The organism is Streptomyces sp. NPDC029164, assembly GCF_055563995.1.
On sequence record NZ_JBVHWW010000002.1, the window covers coordinates 180,531 to 199,321 of the forward strand.

18 protein-coding genes and 1 tRNA gene are annotated in these 18,791 nt (G+C 72.2%); 8 read left to right on the forward strand and 11 right to left on the reverse strand.

Annotated elements, in window-relative coordinates:
• Positions 1-136 precede the first annotated feature (136 nt).
• The 5 genes from ACZ4VT_RS03345 to ACZ4VT_RS03365 all read right to left on the reverse strand — a co-directional run bounded on the left by ACZ4VT_RS03345 (position 137) and on the right by ACZ4VT_RS03365 (position 6,020).
• Positions 137-1,603: a peptidoglycan D,D-transpeptidase FtsI family protein gene (locus ACZ4VT_RS03345; RefSeq protein ID WP_467946136.1), complete on the reverse strand. Its 1,467-nt coding sequence runs from the start codon at positions 1,601-1,603 to the stop codon at positions 137-139.
• On the reverse strand, positions 1,600-3,024 hold the full coding sequence (locus ACZ4VT_RS03350; RefSeq protein ID WP_467946138.1) for an FtsW/RodA/SpoVE family cell cycle protein: 1,425 nt from the start codon (positions 3,022-3,024) through the stop codon (positions 1,600-1,602). Before ACZ4VT_RS03350 ends, ACZ4VT_RS03345 begins: the two co-directional genes overlap by 4 nt.
• 34 nt (positions 3,025-3,058) lie before the next feature.
• Positions 3,059-4,516, reverse strand: a complete 1,458-nt coding sequence (locus ACZ4VT_RS03355) for a PP2C family protein-serine/threonine phosphatase (RefSeq protein ID WP_467946140.1) — start codon at positions 4,514-4,516, stop codon at positions 3,059-3,061.
• 138 nt (positions 4,517-4,654) lie between these two features.
• A complete protein-coding gene (locus ACZ4VT_RS03360) occupies positions 4,655-5,152 on the reverse strand; it encodes an FHA domain-containing protein FhaB/FipA (protein WP_215014477.1) in 498 nt (165 codons plus the stop codon).
• Positions 5,153-5,162: 10 nt separating this feature from the next.
• Positions 5,163-6,020, reverse strand: a complete 858-nt coding sequence (locus ACZ4VT_RS03365; protein ID WP_467946142.1) for an FhaA domain-containing protein — start codon at positions 6,018-6,020, stop codon at positions 5,163-5,165.
• Between the two features lie 293 nt (positions 6,021-6,313).
• Between ACZ4VT_RS03365 and ACZ4VT_RS03370 the strand changes: the two genes are divergently transcribed.
• From ACZ4VT_RS03370 to ACZ4VT_RS03395, 6 genes are all read left to right on the forward strand, one after another.
• Positions 6,314-6,396, forward strand: a tRNA-Leu gene (locus ACZ4VT_RS03370).
• 207 nt (positions 6,397-6,603) lie between these two features.
• Entirely contained in the window at positions 6,604-8,310 is a 1,707-nt protein-coding gene (locus tag ACZ4VT_RS03375) for a sensor histidine kinase (RefSeq protein WP_467946143.1), read from the forward strand.
• Positions 8,311-8,318: 8 nt separating this feature from the next.
• On the forward strand, positions 8,319-8,978 hold the full coding sequence (locus ACZ4VT_RS03380; RefSeq protein WP_467946145.1) for a response regulator: 660 nt from the start codon (positions 8,319-8,321) through the stop codon (positions 8,976-8,978).
• A gap of 52 nt (positions 8,979-9,030) precedes the next feature.
• Positions 9,031-10,431, forward strand: a complete 1,401-nt coding sequence (locus ACZ4VT_RS03385) for a DUF2252 domain-containing protein (RefSeq protein WP_467946147.1) — start codon at positions 9,031-9,033, stop codon at positions 10,429-10,431.
• Positions 10,432-10,600: 169 nt separating this feature from the next.
• Entirely contained in the window at positions 10,601-11,365 is a 765-nt protein-coding gene (locus ACZ4VT_RS03390; protein WP_467946423.1) for a hypothetical protein, read from the forward strand.
• Positions 11,366-11,445: 80 nt separating this feature from the next.
• On the forward strand, positions 11,446-11,790 hold the full coding sequence (locus tag ACZ4VT_RS03395) for a rhodanese-like domain-containing protein (RefSeq protein WP_030383866.1): 345 nt from the start codon (positions 11,446-11,448) through the stop codon (positions 11,788-11,790).
• Between the two features lie 22 nt (positions 11,791-11,812).
• On the opposite strand, the gene ACZ4VT_RS03400 is transcribed toward ACZ4VT_RS03395, so the two are convergent.
• The 6 genes from ACZ4VT_RS03400 to paaA all read right to left on the reverse strand — a co-directional run bounded on the left by ACZ4VT_RS03400 (position 11,813) and on the right by paaA (position 16,751).
• Complete coding sequence (locus ACZ4VT_RS03400) at positions 11,813-12,955, reverse strand: acyl-CoA dehydrogenase family protein (RefSeq protein ID WP_467946148.1); 1,143 nt, start codon at positions 12,953-12,955, stop codon at positions 11,813-11,815.
• A 106-nt stretch (positions 12,956-13,061) separates the two neighbouring features.
• The gene (locus ACZ4VT_RS03405) at positions 13,062-14,165 is read right to left on the reverse strand and encodes a 2Fe-2S iron-sulfur cluster-binding protein (protein WP_467946150.1); all 1,104 of its coding nucleotides are present in this window, start codon (positions 14,163-14,165) and stop codon (positions 13,062-13,064) included.
• On the reverse strand, positions 14,166-14,672 hold the full coding sequence (gene paaD / locus ACZ4VT_RS03410; RefSeq protein ID WP_467946152.1) for a 1,2-phenylacetyl-CoA epoxidase subunit PaaD: 507 nt from the start codon (positions 14,670-14,672) through the stop codon (positions 14,166-14,168).
• Entirely contained in the window at positions 14,666-15,424 is a 759-nt protein-coding gene (gene paaC / locus ACZ4VT_RS03415) for a 1,2-phenylacetyl-CoA epoxidase subunit PaaC (RefSeq protein ID WP_467946154.1), read from the reverse strand. Before paaC ends, paaD begins: the two co-directional genes overlap by 7 nt.
• The gene (gene paaB / locus ACZ4VT_RS03420; protein ID WP_030009045.1) at positions 15,421-15,705 is read right to left on the reverse strand and encodes a 1,2-phenylacetyl-CoA epoxidase subunit PaaB; all 285 of its coding nucleotides are present in this window, start codon (positions 15,703-15,705) and stop codon (positions 15,421-15,423) included. Before paaB ends, paaC begins: the two co-directional genes overlap by 4 nt.
• Positions 15,702-16,751, reverse strand: a complete 1,050-nt coding sequence (gene paaA, locus ACZ4VT_RS03425) for a 1,2-phenylacetyl-CoA epoxidase subunit PaaA (protein ID WP_467946156.1) — start codon at positions 16,749-16,751, stop codon at positions 15,702-15,704. Before paaA ends, paaB begins: the two co-directional genes overlap by 4 nt.
• Before the next feature lie 135 nt (positions 16,752-16,886).
• Between paaA and ACZ4VT_RS03430 the strand changes: the two genes are divergently transcribed.
• The gene (locus ACZ4VT_RS03430) at positions 16,887-17,549 is read left to right on the forward strand and encodes a DUF5819 family protein (protein WP_467946158.1); all 663 of its coding nucleotides are present in this window, start codon (positions 16,887-16,889) and stop codon (positions 17,547-17,549) included.
• Positions 17,537-18,709, forward strand: coding sequence for an HTTM domain-containing protein (locus ACZ4VT_RS03435; protein WP_467946160.1), 1,173 nt, complete (start codon positions 17,537-17,539; stop codon positions 18,707-18,709). The genes ACZ4VT_RS03430 and ACZ4VT_RS03435 overlap by 13 nt, the downstream gene beginning before the upstream one ends.
• Positions 18,710-18,791 lie beyond the last annotated feature (82 nt).

Here is an 18,791-nt window from a genome sequence, read left to right on the forward strand (position 1 = left end):
GTTCGCGCAAAGGCTACCGGCCGATCGTCCGTGATCGGTTCGTGGCCACAGGCTGATACTGGACCGGTACCGTACGCTCGGATCCGGGCGGAATTCAGTGAGGTGCGTCACTCCGCTCCGGCCCGTCATTGCTTGGTCACTTCTGGCTGTTGAGCACTGCCTTCATGACCGCCTGGGCGACGGGGGCGGCGAGACCGCCACCGCTGATGTCGTCGCGGGCGGTGCCCTCGCTGTCCTCGATGACGACGGCGACGGCGACGGGCGAGGTGCCGTCCGCGTTCTCCGCGTAGGAGATGAACCAGGCGTAGGGGCGCTTCTTGTTGCCCTCGCCGTGCTGCGCCGTACCGGTCTTGCCGCCGACCTTCACGTCCTTGATCTTGGCGTTGGAGCCGGTGCCCTTCTCGACGACGTTGACCATCATCTCCTGGACCTTCTGCGCGTTGGCGGCGGAGAGGGGCCGGCTCATCTCCTGCGGCTCGTGCTTCTCGATGACGTCCAGGTTGGGGGCCGTGAGCATGTCGACCATGTACGGCTTCATCAGCTTGCCGTCGTTGGCGATCGCGGCGGTGACCATGGCCATCTGCAGCGGGGTGGCCGCCGTGTTGAACTGGCCGATGGCGCTCTGGGCGTTGCCGTCCTTGCCCATCTTCTTGTCGTAGATGCTGGCGAAGGCGCGGACCGGAATGTCGATCTTGTCGTTGTTGAAGCCGAACTTCTCCGCGGTCTCCACCATGTTGTCGCGGGTGACCTTGTCGCCCATGTTGGCGAAGACGGAGTTGCAGGAGATGCGCAGGGCCTCGTTGAGGCTGGCCTTCTCACAACCGGTGTGGGAGTTGGGCAGCTTGGTCTGGGTGCCGGGCAGGATGTACGGCTCGGGGGTGTCCGTCGGGTCGTCGATGTTCTTGACGACGCCGTGCTCCAGGGCCGCGGCCGCGGTGACCACCTTGAAGGTGGAGCCCGGCGGATACGTCTCGCGCAGGGCGCGGTTGACGAGCTTCTTGTCCTCGCTGTCCTTCAGCTCGACCCAGGCCTTCTCGTCGGCCTTGGAGTTGCCCGCGAAGCTGGAGGGGTCGTACGAGGGGGTGGAGACCAGGGCGAGGATGGCGCCGGTGCGCGGGTCGATGGCGGCGACCGCGCCCTTCTTGTCGCCGAGCTCCTTGAAGGCGGCCCGCTGCGCGTCGGGGTTGAGCGTGGTGACGACGTTGCCGCCCTGCTTCTTCTCCCCGGTGAACATGCCGATGGTGCGGTCGAAGAACAGCCGGTCGTCGTTGCCGGTGAGGATGCCGTCCTCGAGCGATTCGAGCTGGGTGGAGCCGAAGGCCTGCGAGGCGTACCCGGTGACGGGCGACCACAGCGCGCCGTCCTTGTAGGTGCGCTTGAACTTGTAGTCGCTGCCGTCGGTGACCGCGGAGCCGGTGATCGGCTCGCCCCGGACGATGATGTTGCCGCGCTCGGTCGCGTACTGGGCGATCTGGACCCGGCGGTTCTCCTTGCGCGTGCTGAGTTCCTCGGCCTGGACGTACTGCAGCCAGTTCGTACGGATCAGCAGGGCGAGGACGAGCAGCCCGCAGAACAGCGAGATGCGGCGCAGGGGCTTGTTCATGACGGGCGGACCACCTGGGTCATCTCGGAGTCGGGGGACGGGGCGGGGGCCGGTGCGGGGCGGCGTGCGGTGTCGCTGATCCGGATGAGGACGGCGATGAGGATCCAGTTGGCCAGGACGGATGAACCGCCGGACGCGAGGAAGGGCATCGTCATGCCGGTGAGGGGGATGAGGCCCATGACTCCGCCGGCGACCACGAAGATCTGGAGCGCGAAGGCGCCGGAGAGGCCGATGGCGAAGAGCTTGCCGAAGGGGTCGCGGGCGGCGAGGGCGGTGCGGACGCCCCGCTCGATGATCAGGCCGTAGAGCAGGAGGAAGGCCATCACACCGGCGAGCCCGAGCTCCTCGCCGACGGTGGAGAAGATGAAGTCCGAGTTGGCGGCGAAGCCGATGAGGTCGGAGTTGCCCTGGCCCCATCCGGTGCCGAGGACGCCGCCCGAGCCGAAGCTCATGATCGACTGGCCGACCTGCTCGCAGGCGCCGGAGGTGGAGTAGCAGGCGAAGGGGTCGAGCCAGGCGGTGACGCGGGCCTTGACGTGGCTGGCGGTGGCCCCGACGACGGTGGCGCCGCCGACCGACATCAGCAGGCCGATGACGATCCAGCTGGTGCGCTCGGTGGCCACGTACAGCATGATCACGAACATGCCGAAGAACAGCAGCGAGGTGCCGAGGTCGTTCTCGAAGACGAGGACGAGCAGGCTCATCGCCCAGATCATCAGGATCGGGCCGAGGTCGCGGCCGCGCGGCAGATAGAGGCCCATGAAGCGGCGGCTGGCCAGCGCGAGCGCGTCGCGCTTCACCATGAGGTAACCGGCGAAGAAGATCGCGATGACGATCTTCGCGAACTCACCGGGCTGGATGGAGAAGCCGCCGACGCTGATCCAGATCTTGGCGCCGAAGACGTCGGCGCCGAGGCCCGGGATGACCGGCAGGATCAGCAGGACCAGGGCGCCGGCCATGGAGATGTACGTGAACCGCTGCAGTACGCGGTGGTCCTTGAGGACCAGCAGCACGGCGGCGAACAGGGCGATGGCCACCGCCGTGTACATCATCTGGCGGGGGGCCGACGGGGAGAAGGCGCCGAAGGACCGCTTCGCCAGGTTCTGCAGGCGGTCGGACTGGTCCAGGCGCCAGATCAGGACGAGGCCCAGACCGTTGAGGAGCGTGGCCAGCGGCAGCAGCAGCGGGTCGGCGTACTTGGCGTACCGGCGCACGACGAGGTGCGCGATCCCGGCGAGGCAGCCGAGGCCGAGGCCGTAGAGCACCATGCCGGGCGGCAGGCTGCCGTTGATCGCGAGACCCACGTTGGCGTAGGCGAACATCGGGATGACCACGGCGAAGACGAGCAGCAGGAGCTCGGTGTTCCGCCGGCTCGGCAGCTCGATGGCGCCGATGGTGGTCGTGTTGGTGACAACGCTCATGGTGTGGCAGGCCCCCTGCGCCCGCGTGTGACTGCTACTTCCCGCACAGGCCGACCAGCTGCTGCTCCTCGGGAGTCAGGCTGGGACCGGGTGTCGGAGTGTTCTGCGCCTCGGCGGTGCGGCGCTCTTCGTCCTTCTTGCAGGCGGAGGCCTGGACGCCGAGGTCGTCGAGCTTCCTCTTGGCGACGTCGAGGCTGCCTTCGCTGATGGTGGCCTCGACCAGCTTCCGCTTGAAGGGCGGCAGGTACTTCAGTTCGATGTCGGGGCGGTCGGTCTCCACCTTGGAGAGCTCCAGCGGGCCGAGCTTCGGGCTGATGCCGCGGAAGAGCGCGACGTGCTCGCCCTTCTTGCCGACGTAGAACTGGGTCTGGGTCCAGCGCCAGCCGGCGTACAGGCCGCCGCCGATGACGCCGGCGACGATGAGCAGGGTCAGCGTACGGGTGGTCCACTTGCGCCCTTTGCTGCGGCGCCTGCGGGGGTGGTCGTACGTGTCCTCGTAGCCGGAGTCGGCGTCGTAGCCGTCGGCTTCGCCGAAGCTGCCGTAGCCGCCGCCCTGGCCCTGCTCGGAGTACCCGTAGCCGGGGGCGTCGCCGCTGCCGGGGGGGCCGAAGGCACCGGCGGGCGGCGGGGCCTGGCGGCCGAGGCCCGAGGCCCGGCCGGCCGGCGTCTGCATGGCGTTGCCGCCGTCGAAGAGCTGGTGCTGGTTCTCGGCGACCGCGCCGACGACCACCGGGGTGTCGCTGACCTGGGCGGCGAGGGTGTCACCGCTGTCGGTGTCGAGGACGTCGGCGACGATGCAGGTGATGTTGTCGGGTCCGCCGCCGCGCAGCGCCAGCTGGATCAGCGACTGCACGGTCTCGCGGGGGCCGTGGTAGTCGGCGAGGGTCTCTTCCAGGGTCTGGTGCGAGACGACGCCGGAGAGCCCGTCGGAGCAGATCAGGTAGCGGTCGCCGGCCCGGACCTCGCGGATGGAGAGGTCGGGTTCGACGATGTCGCCGCTGCCCAGCGCGCGCATCAGCAGGGAGCGCTGCGGGTGGGTGGTGGCTTCCTCTTCCGTGATGCGGCCCTCGTCGACGAGGCGCTGCACCCAGGTGTGGTCCTGGGTGATCTGGGTGAGGACGCCGTCGCGGAGCAGGTAGGCGCGGGAGTCGCCGACGTGGACGAGGCCGAGGCGCTGACCGGTCCACAGCAGGGCGGTCAGGGTGGTCCCCATGCCTTCGAGCTGGGGGTCCTCCTCGACCATGACGCGCAGCTGGTCGTTGGCCCGCTGCACGGCGGTGGCGAGGGAGGTGAGGAGGTCGGAGCCCGGGACGTCGTCGTCGAGCTGCACGAGGGTGGAGATCACCTCGGAGCTCGCGACCTCGCCGGCGGCCTGGCCTCCCATGCCGTCGGCGATCGCGAGGAGACGGGGGCCGGCGTAGCCGGAGTCCTCGTTCCCCTCGCGGATCATGCCCTTGTGTGATCCGGCGGCGAACCGCAGGGACAGACTCATGCGCACCTCGCCGGTCGGCTCCGGGTACAACCGGTCTCGAGCCACACTGCCCACCCTCCGGTCGGGAGCGCGCGCGTGTCCGTGTCCTCGGTGGGACGGATCGCCGTCGCGCGCTCGCTCCGCTCGCTCATTCTCGTACTACTTCCGCAGCTCGATGACGGTCTTGCCGATGCGGATCGGTGCGCCCGGCGGAATGGGCGTCGGGGTGGTCAGCCGGGTCCGGTCGAGATACGTGCCGTTGGTGGACCCGAGATCCTCGACGATCCACTGGCCGTCACGGTCGGGATAGATCCTGGCATGGCGGCTGGACGCGTAGTCGTCGTCCAGCACGATCGTGGAGTCGTGGGCGCGGCCCAGCGTGATCGTCTGGCCGGCGAGGGCCACCGTGGTGCCCGTGAGGGTGCCCTCGGAGACGACGAGCTTGGTGGGCGCACCGCGGCGCTGGCGCTGCTGCGGAGGCGCGGCCTGGCGGCCGGCCTGCTGCGGGGCGCTCGTGGCGCCACCGCGGCGGGAGCCGCGCTGGGTCACTCTCGTCCCGAAGAGATCGCTGCGGATGACCTGGACGGCCACGATGACGAACAGCCACAGAACGGCTAGGAAACCCAACCGCATGACCGTCAGGGTCAGCTCTGACATTGCCCCCGCTTCACCCTTCGGCTTGCCGGTAAATGATGGTCGTGCTGCCCACGACGATCCGCGAGCCGTCGCGGAGCGTAGCGCGGGTGGTGTGCTGCCCGTCCACCACGATGCCGTTGGTGGACCCGAGATCCTGGATCGTCGAGGGCGTTCCGGTCCGGATCTCACAGTGCCGGCGGGATACGCCGGGGTCGTCGATCCGCACGTCGGCTTCCGTGCTTCGGCCGAGTACGAGCGTGGGACGCGAGATCTGGTGGCGGGTGCCGTTGATCTCGATCCAGTGCCGCCGGGGGCCGCCCGAGCCGGCCGCGGGGGCCGCTCCGGCGGGTCCGCCGGGGGCGGGCCTGCGCGCGCCCGCGCCGCCGGGAGGCGGCGCGCTGGGCATGGGCGGGGCGGCGACCGGCGGGTAGCCGTATCCGCCCTGCGGCTGGTTCTCCGGAGGGTAGCCGTAGCCGCCCTGCGGTGAGGGTGGCCCTGCCTGCGGCTGGGAGGCGCTGGAGGCGAGGGTGCGGCTGCGGACCCGATAGAGCCCGGTGTCGAGGTCGTCGGCCTTCTCCAGGTGGACCTTGATGGGGCCCATGAAGCTGTAGCGCTGCTGCTTGGCGTAGTCGCGGACGAGGCCCGCGAGCTCGTCGCCGAGCTGCCCGGAGTAGGGGCTCAGGCGGTCGTAGTCACCGGCGCTGAGCTCGACGATGAAGTCGTTGGGGACGACGGTCCGCTCGCGGTTCCAGATGGTGGCGTTGTTGTCGCACTCCCGCTGGAGGGCTCCGGCGATCTCCACCGGCTGGACCTCGGACTTGAACACCTTGGCGAAGGTGCCGTTCACCAGACCTTCGAGTCGCTGCTCGAACCGCTTCAGAACTCCCATGGGGCACCTCCTCCGTCGTTGTCGCCCTGTACTGCTTACTGATCGTATCCACGCGTGGCGGATTCGAGTGGTTCCCCATCGCTCCTGTGAGGACGAGTGTTGGTCCTCACAAGGGATCGTAGGGGCGCCGCAGGAACAGTGTCCCGCACCGGGAGCGGAGTGCGGGAGGGGCCGTCCACGGCGGGGTGCGGCTGTCCCGGGAAAGCGATTTCAAACCACCCCGCTCACCGTGCTAATGTTTCGACGTCGCCAGGGGAACGGCCCGAAAGGGAAGAACCACTGGGACGCTGCTCGGGCGAGTGGCGGAACGGCAGACGCGCTGGCTTCAGGTGCCAGTGTCCTTCGGGACGTGGGGGTTCAAATCCCCCCTCGCCCACATCGACGAGACGGTCGTCACTGCGAAAGCGGTGGCGGCCGTTTCGTGTTTCCCCGTCACTTCTGTTTCCCCGGTCCCTTCCGTGGCCCGGCCGAGGGTGATCCAGGACACGTCGCCGAAGTCGCCACCCCCCGTTCGACTTTCGTCGGGACGGGTGCGACGAAAGAGGGCAGTCGGGCGGGGGGACGGGTGTTTAGGGTCGGGCGGGTGGATGTGAAGGCGAAGGCGCGGGCGGGCTGGCAGTGGCTGAGGGGGCCGGAGCCCTGGACCCGGCGGATGCTGGCGGGGGACCTGGCGATCGGCGGGGTGCTCGCCATCCTCGGGCTGGGCGTGGACGAGCTCAGCGACGGGTCCGGTCTGCGGATGCTCATGAGTTCCGTGGTCGTGGTGGCGCTGACGCTGATGCGCCGGCGGCTGCCGGGGACCGCGCTCGTCGTCGCCTCGGCGGTGGGCGCCCTCCTCCCGGGGACGTTCTTCGTGACGCCCCTGCTGGCCTGGGCCGCGGGGCGGCGGATCGTCGGGGTGGGCCGGGCGGTGGCGGCCTTCGCGCTGGCCTTCGTCGCGGCGGTCGGCGCCAGCGTGACGGACCAGGCGGCGCAGATGCAGCCGCTGCTGGTGATCGTGTTCTCCACCCTGATGTTCCTGGCCATGATCGTGATGCCGGGTCTGGCCAGCCGGTACTGGTCGCAGCGGCGCACCCTGCTGCGGGCGCTCCACGAGCGCAACGGACAGCTGCTGCGCGAGCGGGCCATGGTCGCCGGGCAGGCGAGGCTGCGCGAGCGGCAGCGCATCGCCCAGGACATGCACGACAGCCTGGGGCACCAGCTGGCCCTGATCTCCGTGCACACCGGTGCGCTGGAGGTGGATCCGGAACTCACCGGCCGTCAGCGCGAGGCGGTGGGCGTGCTGCGGCAGGCCTCGGTGGCCGCGATGCACGAACTGCGCGAGGTCGTCGGCATCCTGCGCGACGGCGTGGAGGCGCCCGCGCCGGTGGAGGAGGCCCAGCCCGCGGCGCGCGGCGTGGCCGGGATCGCGGGGGTCGTGGAGGCGGCGCGGGGCTCGGGCACCGACGTACGGCTGACCACGTCGGGGCAGCCGAGGCCGCTGGTCGCGGCATGCGACCACGCCGCGTACCGGATCGTCCAGGAGGCGCTGACGAACGCGTACAAGCACGCTCCGGGGGCGCCGATCGCCGTCGAGCTGCGGTACGAGGACGACTCGCTGGTGGTGGAGATCGCCAACGGGCCGGCGGCCGGCCCGGCGGACGCCGAGGTGGTCTCGGGCGGGCAGGGACTGACGGGGCTGCGCGAGCGGGCGCGGCTGGTCGGCGGGATGGTGCACGCGGGCACCACCGAGGGCGGCGGGTTCCGGGTGGCCGGCGTGCTCCCGTACGGGACCGAGCCGGCCGGCGTGGAGGACGTGGCCGACGACTTCGGGCAGCGGGCCCACGCGCAGACGCACGCGTCGGCCGGGGTGCGGGGGCCGGCCGGGGAGCAGCCGATGGACTGGGCGGCGGTGGACCGGGAGCTGGCCGTACGGGTGCGCAGCCGGACCGGCGGCGTCGCGGTGGGCTGCGGGATCGCCTTCGCGGCGGTGGTGCTGCTGGTGATCGTGCTCGGGGCCGGGGCGGTGCTGCTGGCGGACTCGGCGGGCGACGCGATGATCGGCCGGGACGAGTACGACGCCGTGCACGTGGGCGAGCCGGAGCAGGCCGTCCGCGACCGGCTGCCGAGCGGCGAGAGCTTCATGACGGCGGGGGCGGTGCGCAAGGGGCCGGCCAGGCCGCCGGGCTCGGAGTGCCTGGCCCTGCTCGCGGAGGAATCGTCGGGAAGCTGGGGCACGGACCTGGTGTTCCGGTTCTGCTTCCAGGACGGCAAGCTCGTCGACAAGCAGGTCTACGAGGTCAAGCAGTAGGAGCACGGGTGACAGCCGAAGTGATCCGCGTGGTGATCGCCGACGACGAGCCGCTGATCCGGGCCGGGATCAGGATGATCCTGACCTCGGCGCCGGACATCGAGGTCGTCGCGGAGGCGGCGAACGGCCGGGAGGCGGTGGAGCTGGCCCGCTCGCACGCGCCCGCCGTGATGCTCCTTGACATCCAGATGCCGGTGATGGACGGGCTGACCGCGCTGGGGGAACTGCGGCGGGCCGCGCCGGAGGTGCGCGCGCTGATCCTGACCACCTTCGGCGAGAAGGAGAACGTGCTGCGGGCGCTCGGCCAGGGCGGCGCGGGGTTCCTGCTGAAGGACTCGGCGCCGGGCGAGCTGATCGGGGCCGTCCGGGCCGCCGCGGCCGGGGACGCCTACCTCTCGCCGGGGGCCACCCGGCACGTCGTGGACCAGCTGGCGTCGGGGAAGGCGGCCGTGCGCGGGGAGGAGGCCCGGCGGCAGGTGGCGGCGCTGAGCGAGCGGGAACGCGGTGTGCTGGCGCTGCTGGGCGAGGGGCTGTCCAACGCGGACGCGGGCCGGCGGCTGCACATGAGCGAGGCGACCGTGAAGACGTACGTGAGCCGGATCCTGGCGAAGCTGGGCTGCGAGAACCGGGTCCAGGCCGCACTGCTGGCCAGGGACGCCGGGCTGTAGATACGGTCAGCCCGTTCGAACGACGATCGATGAACGGGTGGGGGCGGCGCCGATGGCGGCGGTAGCGGGGCAGCGGATTCCGGACGTGGCGGGCTTCGCGCCGCGAACGGCGGCGGGTTCGCCCAAGGCGGAGGGCAGGGCGCTGCGCGCCCGCGTGCCGCGGTCGGCGCACGCCGGCTTCGTGGCGCCGGCCGGGCGGCCGGACGCGGTCCGGGCGGTGGAGGAGTCCAACGCGGGGCGGGTCGCCGAGCTGACTCCCATAAGGGTGGGCCGGATGGCCGCGAACCCCTTCGCGTTCCTGCGCGGGGCGGCCGGGCTGATGGCCCACGACCTGTCGAGCGGCCCGGTGACCGGGGTCGGCGCGCAGATCTGCGGCGACGCCCACGCGGCGAACTTCGGCCTGTACGGGGACGCCCAGGGGCGGCTCGTCATCGACCTGAACGACTTCGACGAGACCGTGTTCGGCCCGTGGGAGTGGGACGTCAAGCGGCTGGCGACCTCGCTGGTGCTGGCCGGCCGGGTGGCCGGCGCGGACGAGGGCACCTGCCGGGCGGCGGCGCTGGACGCGGTGGGCGCCTACCGGCGGACCATGCGGCTGCTGGCCAGGCTGCCCGCCCTCGACGCGTGGAACGCCATCGCGGACGAGGAGCTCGTCTCGCACACCGACGCCCGGGACCTGCTGGGCACGCTGGAGCGGGTCTCGGAGAAGGCCCGCAACAACACCTCCGCCCGGTTCGCCGCCAAGTCGACGCGGACGGGGCCGGACGGCGGGCTGTGCTTCGTCGACGCGCTGCCCGTGCTGCGCCGGGTCGGCGACGCGGAGGCGGCGGCCGTGGCCGCCTCGCTCGGCCCCTACCTCCGGACGCTGCAGGGCGACCGGCTCCCGCTGCTGGCCCGGTACGCGATCCAGGACGTGGCCTTCCGCGTGGTGGGGACCGGGAGCGTCGGCACCCGTTCGTACGTGGTGCTGCTGCTGGACCACCGCGGGGAGGCGCTGGTGCTCCAGGTGAAGGAGGCCCGGCCCTCGGTGCTGCTGCCGCACCTGCCCGCGCTGGGCTTCGTGTCGCCGCCCGAGGAGCACGAGGGCCGCCGGGTGGTCGCCGGGCAGAAGCGGATGCAGGTGGTCTCCGACATCATGCTGGGCTGGACCACGGTGGAGGGCCGGCCGTTCCAGGTACGGCAGTTCCGCAACCGCAAGGGCAGCGTGGACCCGGCCGCGCTGACCGTCGACCAGATCGACGACTACGGGCGGATGACCGGCGCCCTGCTGGCCCGGGCGCACGCGCACAGCGTCGACCCGCGGTTGCTGGCCGGCTACTGCGGCAAGAACGAGGAGCTGGACGAGGCGATGGCGGCCTTCGCGGTGGCCTACGCCGACCGGACCGAGGCCGACCACGCCGAGCTGGTGGCGGCGGTGCGGGCGGGCCGGATCGCGGCGGAGGCCGGGGTCTGACGGCGTCGGCGGGCCCGGTCGCCGCGGGCGGTGTTTCACGTGAAACACCGCCCGCGCGGACGGGCCGTAGGCTGGCCGGGTGAGCGAGCAGACCGAGCAGCCTGAGCAGACAGTCCCCGGTGATTCCGGCGACTCCTCCGTCACCAGTGAGGAGCGCCCGGAGGCGCGCCTGGAGCGGGCCGTACGGGCCGCCGAGCAGGCGCTGATCGAGTTCGAGATCGCGGTCGAGACCTTCCGCGTGGAGGTGGAGAATTTCTCCCGCCTGCACCACCAGAAGCTCGGCCCGATGTACTCCCGGCTCGACGAGCTGGACGCGCTGATCGCCGAGGCGAAGGCGGCCCGCAGCGGGGATCCCGAGGATCTGCGCCGGGCCCGGGAGGCACGCGCGCTGGTCATGCCGATGCCGGGCGTGGACGAGCTGTTCCACGACTGGCTGGGCTCGGACGGGATCTCCGACGACGCCGGCGCGATGCTCACCGACCGGCCCGTGCGGCCGCCGGAGCGGGTGCGCCCCACGGAGGAGGTCCGCCGCCTGTACCGCGAGCTGGTCCGTCAGGCGCACCCCGACCTCGCCCAGGAGGAGGCGGAGCGCGAGCGGCGCGACGCGTTCATCGCGCGGGTCAACGCCGCCTACGGGCGGGGCGACGAGGGGCTGCTGCGCGAGCTGGCCGAGGAGTGGGCGGCCGGACCGGCCCCGGAGGCGGCGGCCGCGCCGAGCGAGAGCGAGGAGCTGTACGCCCGCCTGGAGTGGCTGGCACAGCGCAAGGAGCTGCTGGCGCTGGTGGCCCGGGAGCTGGAGGACAGCGCGATCGGGTCGATGCTGCGGATGGCGCCCGAGGACCCGGACCGGCTGCTGGAGGAGATCGCGGAGCAGCTGCTGGCGCAGGTGTCCGAGCGCGAGGCGGAGCTGGCGGCGGCGCTCGCCGCGGAGTGAGCGGACGGGCCGTGCCGGCGGGGCCGAACGTGCCCGTCGGATAGGTTGGAAGGACCATCTGCGATGAGAGAAGGCGACGTATGAACTTCGGACCGCTTCCCTCGGTGGACGCCGCCGCGGTGCCCTCCGAAGGCTTTGTCCTGGACGTCCGTGAGGACGACGAATGGGCGGCCGGCCACGTCGAGGGCGCCCTGCACATCCCGATGAGCGACTTCGTCGCCCGCTTCGGCGAGCTCACGGAGGCAGTCGAGGACGGCCGCCGGGTCTACGTGATGTGCCGGGTCGGCGGCCGCTCCGCGCAGGTCACCCAGTACCTGGTGCGCCAGGAGATCGACGCGGTGAACGTCGACGGCGGGATGCAGGCCTGGGACGGTGCCGGGCGCCCGATGGTGACGGACAACGGGAACCCGGCCTTCGTGCTGTAGCCCCGGTCAGCCGAGGGCCCGGTCAGCCGAGGGGGTGGGCGGCCAGCAGGTCGCCCAGGGCCTCCTCGTGCGCGGCGGCGGGGCCGAGCTGGAGTTCCAGCTGCTTGGCCCAGGCGTGGTAGCGGTGGAGCGGGTAGTCGGTGTCGGCGCCGAAGCCGCCGTGCAGGTGCTGGGCGGTCTGCACGACCCGGCGTACGCCCTCCGCGGCCCAGATCTTGGCGACCGCGACGTCACCGGAGCTGGGCAGCGGTCCGCCGGCGCCGCCGGTCGCGGCGTCGAGCCGCCAGGCGGCCTGCCACAGGGTGACCTCCATGGCGCGCAGGTCGATGTAGCGGTCGGCGGCCTGGACGGCGACGGCCTGGAAGGTGGCCACCGGGAAGCCGAACTGCTCGCGCTTGCCGGTGTACTGGCTGGTCATCGTGAGGACGCTCGCGCCGAGCCCGAGGGCCAGTGCGCAGGTGCCGGTGGCGAGGAGCTGGCGGAGCCGCTCCCAGGCCCCCGGGGTGTCGATGAGGTGGGTCGCGTCCACCCGTACGCCGTCCAGGGCGAGTTCGGCGAGCCGCTCTCCGCTGGTGGAGACCTGCTCGGCGAGGGCGAGGCCCTCGGCGGTGCGCGGGACGAGCGCGAGGACGGCATCGCCCTCGCCGGTGTGGGCCGGTACGGCGATCCAGTCGGCGGTCTGCGCCCAGGGGACGGCGGTCTGCGTGCCGTCCAGGATCCACGCCCCGTCCTCGCGGCGGGCGGTGACGGCGAGTTCGGCCGGGTCGTGGCCGGAGCGGCCATGGGCGGCGGCGGTGAGCACGAGCGTGCCGCGCGCCGCGCCGGGCAGCAGGGCGGCGGCCAGTTCGGGGCTGCCGTGGGCCTGGACCGCCATGGCGGCGGCGCAGTGCTCCAGCAGCGGGACCCGGGCCAGCACCCGGCCCGCCTCGCGCAGCACCAGGCACAGGGCGATGGCGTCCAGGCCGGCGCCGCCGTGCTCCTCGGCGAGGACCAGGCCCAGCAGGTCGGACCCGGCGAGCCTGGCCCACAGCGGGCGGTCGAAGTCGTCGGCGACGGCGCCCGGGGTGAGCGCGGGGCTGGGCACGCCGTCGGGTGCGACGTCGGCGAACACGGCCCGGGCCGCCTCGACGGCGGCCTGCTGCTCCTCGGTGAAGGTGAAGTCCACTGCCTGTCCTCCCGCGCGCGTTCAGGTCTGACGGTGCGTCAAGATAGAACAGGTTCTGGAAATTGGACAGAGGAACTCCCGGAGGGGAACTCCCGGCGAGGACTCCCTAGCGGTCGAAGTCGATCTCCACTTCCTCCGTCAGCGGGTGCGACTGGCAGGCCAGCACGAACCCGGCCTCCGTCTCCTCGGACTCCAGGGCGAAGTTCCGGTCCATCCGGACCTCGCCCGACACCAGGAAGGCCCGGCAGGTGCCGCAGACCCCGCCCTTGCAGGCGTACGGGGCGTCCGCGCGGTTGCGCAGCACGGCGTCGAGCAGGGATTCCCCGTCCTGGACCGGCCAGGTGCCGGAGCGCCCGTCGAGCCGCGCGGTGACCCGCCCGTGCGAGGCGGCCGCCGAGGCCGCCGCGCGAGCCGGAGCCGTGACCTCCTCGACGTGGAAGATCTCCTCGTGCACCCGGGTCCGTACGACACCGAGCCCGCTGAGGGCGCGCTCGGCGCCCTGCACCAGACCGTAGGGGCCGCACAGGAACCAGCCCGTCACCTCCGCCACCGGAAGCAGCGCGGGCAGCAGGGCCGCCAGCCGCTCCTCGTCCAGCCGCCCGGAGGGCAGCCCGGACTCCTGCTCCTCCCGGGAGAGGACCGTCACCAGCTGGAACCGCGCCGGGTACCGGTCCTTGAGGTCGGCGACCTCCTCCAGGAACATCGTCGAGGCCGCCGTACGGTCGCTGCGCACCAGGCAGAAGCGGGCGTCGGGGCGGGCGGCCAGCAGGCTCGCGGCGATGGACAGCACGGGCGTGATGCCGCTGCCGCCGACGATCGCCGCATAGTGCCCCGAGGCCGGGGCGGCGGCGGGCGCCAGCACGAACCGGCCGGCCGGGACCATGACGTCGAGGACGTCCCCGGCGGCGATCTCCTTGTGGGCGAAGGTGGAGAACTCCCCGCCCTCCACCAGCCGTACCCCGACCCGCAGCTCCGCCGGTCCCGGGCCGTCCGGCGCCGGGGCGGGAGAGCAGATCGAGTAGGTGCGGCGGATCTCCGCGCCGCCCTCGGGGGCGGTGCGGCGCAGGGTCAGGTGCTGGCCGGGGGCGTGCCGGTACTCCTCGCGCAGTTCCGCGGGAACCCGGAGGGTCAGCGCCACCGAGTCGTCGGTGAGCCGGTCGACTGCCGCCACCGTCAGCGGGTGGAACGCGCCGTGGCGGGGGGCGGCCATCTACAGCTCCTTGAAGTGGTCGAACGGTTCGCGGCAGGAGGTGCAGCGGCGCAGCGCCTTGCACGCGGTGGAGGAGAACCGGCTGAGCAGTTCGGTGTCGGTCGATCCGCAGTTCGGGCAGCGGACCGACAGGGTGAGCGGGACCGGCCCGCCGGCCGCGTGCGGGCGGGGCGGGGCGATGCCGAACTCGGCGAGCTTGCGGCGGCCTTCGGCGCTGATGTCGTCGGTCGACCAGGCGGGGGCCAGCACGGTGGTCACCCGCACCTCGGGTATGCCGTGGCCGGTCAGGACCCGCTCGATGTCCGCCGACATGGCCTCGATGGCCGGGCAGCCGGTGTAGGTGGGCGTGAGGGTGACCTCGGCGTGGCCGTCCTCGTGCATCCGCACGCCGCGCACGACGCCGAGCTCGCCGAGGGTGAGCACGGGCAGCTCGGGGTCCGGGACGGAACCGGCCAGCTCGGTCAGCTCCGCCTCCAGGCGGGTGGTTCCGGCGTCGGTGGTCACCATGACGCCCCCGGGTGGCTGCGGTGCAGGTGCTGCATCTCGGCGAGCATCCGGCCGAACGGCTCGGTGTGCAGGCCCTGGCGGCCGGCGCCGGCGGCCCAGGCGCCGGTGCGCGGCCCCTCGGGCAGGGCGAGCCCGGCCCGCTCCAGCACGCCGGTCAGCGCGGTCAGCCAGCGCTCTTCCAGGGCGGCCCAGTCGACGCCGTCGATTCCGTCCACCGGCTGGAACATCTCCCCGGTGTACTTCCACAGGGCGTCGAGGGCGGTCCGCATGCGGAGCCGGCTCTCCTCGGTGCCGTCGCCGAGCCGCAGGGTCCACTGCTCGGCGTGGTCGCGGTGGTACGCGGTCTCCTTGACGGCCTTGGCCGCGAGCGGGGCGAACGGGCCGTCCCCGCGGGCCAGCTCCCCGTAGAGCTCGTGCTGGTGGAAGGAGAAGTAGAGCTGGCGGGCGATGGTGTGGGCGAAGTCGCCGTTCGGCTGCTCGACCAGCTGGAGGTTGCGGAAGGACCGCTCCTCGCGCAGGTAGGCCAGCTCGTCCTCGTCGCCGGCCATGGACAGCAGGATGCGGGCCTGGCCGAGCAGGTCGAGGGCGATGTTCGCGAGGGCGACCTCCTCCTCCAGGACGGGGGCGTGCCCCGCCCACTCGGCGAGGCGGTGGGAGAGGACCAGCGCGTCGTCGCCGAGCGCGAGAGCCGCCGCGACGGTGGTGCCGGGGGTGGCGGTGGTGCCGGTCGTGCCGGTGTCGGTGGCGCTCACAGGTGGCTCACCCCCTCCGGGATGTCGTAGAAGGTGGGGTGCCGGTACGGCTTGTCGGCGGACGGGGCGAAGAACGGGTCCCGCTCGTCCGGCGAGGAGGCGGTGATCTCGGTGGAGGGCACCACCCAGATCGAGATGCCCTCGCCGCGCCGCGTGTACAGGTCGCGGGCGTTGCGCAGGGCCATCTCCGCGTCGGGGGCGTGCAGGCTTCCCGCGTGCGTGTGCGAGAGGCCGCGGCGCGAACGCACGAAGACCTCCCACAGGGGCCAGTTCTGCGTCATACCCGTGCCTCCTCGTTCTGTTCGGCGTGCTCCGCCGCTTGCCTTGCCGCCTGCTTGTCCGCGTACGCCGCGGCGGCGTCGCGCACCCAGGCGCCTTCCTCGTGGGCCGTGCGCCGCTGGCCGATCCGCTGCTCGTTGCAGGGGCCGTTGCCCTTGAGCACGTCCCAGAACTCGGCCCAGTCGATGGCGCCGAAGTCGTGGTGCCCGCGCTCTTCGTTCCACTTCAGGTCCGGGTCGGGCAGGGTCAGGCCGAGGGACTCGGCCTGCGGGACGGCGATGTCCACGAACCGCTGGCGCAGCTCGTCGTTGGAGTGGCGCTTGATCCGCCAGGCCATCGACTGAGCCGAGTGCGCCGACTCGTCGTCCGGCGGGCCGAACATCATCAGCGAGGGCCACCACCAGCGGTCGACCGCGTCCTGCGCCATGGCGTGCTGGGCCTCGGTGCCCCGCGAGAGGGCGAGGAGCAGCTCGTACCCCTGGCGCTGGTGGAAGGACTCCTCCTTGCAGATCCGGACCATGGCGCGGGCGTAGGGCCCGTAGGAGCAGCGGCAGATCGGCACCTGGTTGGTGATCGCCGCGCCGTCCACGAGCCAGCCGATGGCGCCGACGTCGGCCCAGGTCAGGGTGGGGTAGTTGAAGATCGAGGAGTACTTCTGCTTCCCCGAGTGGAGCTTGTCGAGCAGCTCGTCGCGGCTGGTGCCGAGCGTCTCGGCCGCGCTGTAGAGGTAGAGCCCGTGGCCGGCCTCGTCCTGCACCTTGGCCATCAGGATCGCCTTGCGGCGCAGCGAGGGCGCGCGGGTGATCCAGTTCGCCTCGGGCTGCATGCCGATGATCTCGGAGTGGGCGTGCTGTGCCATCTGACGGACCAGGGAGGCGCGGTATTCGTCGGGCATCCAGTCGCGCGGCTCCACGCGCTCGTCCGCCGCCACGGCGGCGTCGAACGCCGCCGCGAGCTGTGTGCCCAGGTCAGCAGTCATGCCCGTCCCGTCCGTCCTGTCTGCCCCGAGGGCCGTGTCCGGCCCCGTCTCCGGGGTCACTGCCACCATTCCGGCCCCTTGTCAGTGTCTGCCGTCCGCCCGACCGACCGATCGTTCGGTTCATCCGCTTCAATGGTGAGTCGGCGGCCCGTAGGGTGTCAACCTCTGTGGTCAACCCTGTGGACGCCGGACGATCGGGGCGGGATGGATTCGAACGGGCACGAGCTCGCCGAAGGGGCCGCTCCGGCGCCGCCCCGGGCGCCCGGAATAGCCGGTCTGTCCACTCCGTACCGGGTCGTGACGGCCCTGGTTCTGGGGGCGGTGACCGTGGCGGCCTGCACCCACCTCGCCCTCGTCTTCCTGCACGTGGCACCGTCCAACACCGTCAGCAAGCAGCACGCGCGGACGATCGACAGCTGGATCTATCCCGAGTTCGAACAGAACTGGAAGCTCTTCGCCCCCAACCCGCTCCAGCAGAACATCGCCGTGCAGGCGCGTGCCGAGGTGCGCACCGCCGGCGGCGAGCTGATCACCACCGACTGGCGCGACCTGAGCGCCGAGGACACCGCCGCCATCCGGCACAGCCTGCTGCCGAGCCACACCCGGCAGAACGAGCTGCGCCGGGCCTGGGACTTCTTCACCGGCTCCCACGACGAGGACAACAAGGCGACGGGCGAGCGCGGCGAGCTGTCCCAGGAGTACCTGCGGCGGATCGCCGTGAACCGGCTCTCCCCTCAGCACCCGGGCGGGCACCTCCTGCGGATCCAGCTGCGCTCGGCGACGACGTCGGTGCCGGCGCCGGAGTGGAGCACCGAGACCACCGACACCCAGACCTATTACCGGGAGCTTCCGTGGTGGACGGTGTGACGCGGGCCCGCGCGGTGCTCGGGCGGGCGGCCGCGAAGGTCACCGGAGAGGCCCTCGGCCCGTACCAAAGCGCCGTGGTGCGCATCGGCTTCGCCGGGACCTGGCTGTTCTTCCTGCTGCGCGAGTTCCCGAACCGCGCGGAGCTGTACGGGCCGGACGGGCCGTGGAGCTGGCGCCTCGCGGAGCGGCTGACCGAATCCAACGGTGCCTTCACGGTGCTGATGTGGTCCGACTCGACGCTGTGGTTCGAGATCGTCTACGCCGTCTCGGTGCTGGCGAGCGTGGGGCTGCTGCTGGGCTGGCGCACGCGGGCGACGTCCGTGGTGTTCATGGTCGGGGTGCTGTCGCTGCAGAACCGCAGCGTGTTCATGGGCGACGGCGGGGACAACGTCATCCACCTGATGGCGATCTACCTGGTGCTGACCCGGTGCGCGCAGGTGTGGTCGCTGGACGCGCGGCGGGCCCGGCTGCGGGGGTCGGCCTGCGCGGGAGCCGCCGGGCCGGTGCTGTGGGGCGTGCTCGGGGCGGTCTTCGCGTACGGGGCGGCGACCGGGCGGTTCGGCTACGGCTGGCTGGCGGCCTTCGCGGCGGTGTGGGTGCTCTGCGGGCTGTGGTGGCTGGTGGACCGCCACGAGCCGGAGGGCGAGGGGCGGGCGGTCCTGGACGTCCTGGCCAACCTGCTGCACAACGCCGGCCTGCTGGTGATCATGGCGGAGGTCTGCCTGATCTACGCGACGGCGGGCTGGTACAAGATCCAGGGCTCGCGGTGGCAGGACGGTACGGCGCTGTACTACCCCCTGGGGCTGGACTACTTCACCCCGTGGCCGGGGCTGTCGGCGCTGGTGGCGGGCAGCGGGACGCTGGTGATGCTGCTGTCGTACGGGACGGTGGCGGTGCAGGTCGCGTTTCCGTTCACCCTGTTCAACCGGCGGATCAAGAACGTGCTGCTGGCCGTGATGATGCTGGAGCACGTGGGGATCGCGGTGCTGCTGGGGCTGCCGTTCTTCTCCTTGGCGATGATCGCCGCCGACGCGGTGTTCTTGCCGACGGGGTTCCTGGTCTGGCTGGGCGCCCGCGCGGCCGCCGTGCGACCCAGCCGCGCGGTGCCCGTCGCCGAGCCGGTCGCGGTGGCGGGTGAACCCGAGCCGGTCCCGCGCTGACCCGCGGGTCCCGCGCTGACCCGCCGCTGCCGCGCCGCTGCCGGGGGCCGGCCCCCGGACCCCGGTCCTCGAACGCCGGACG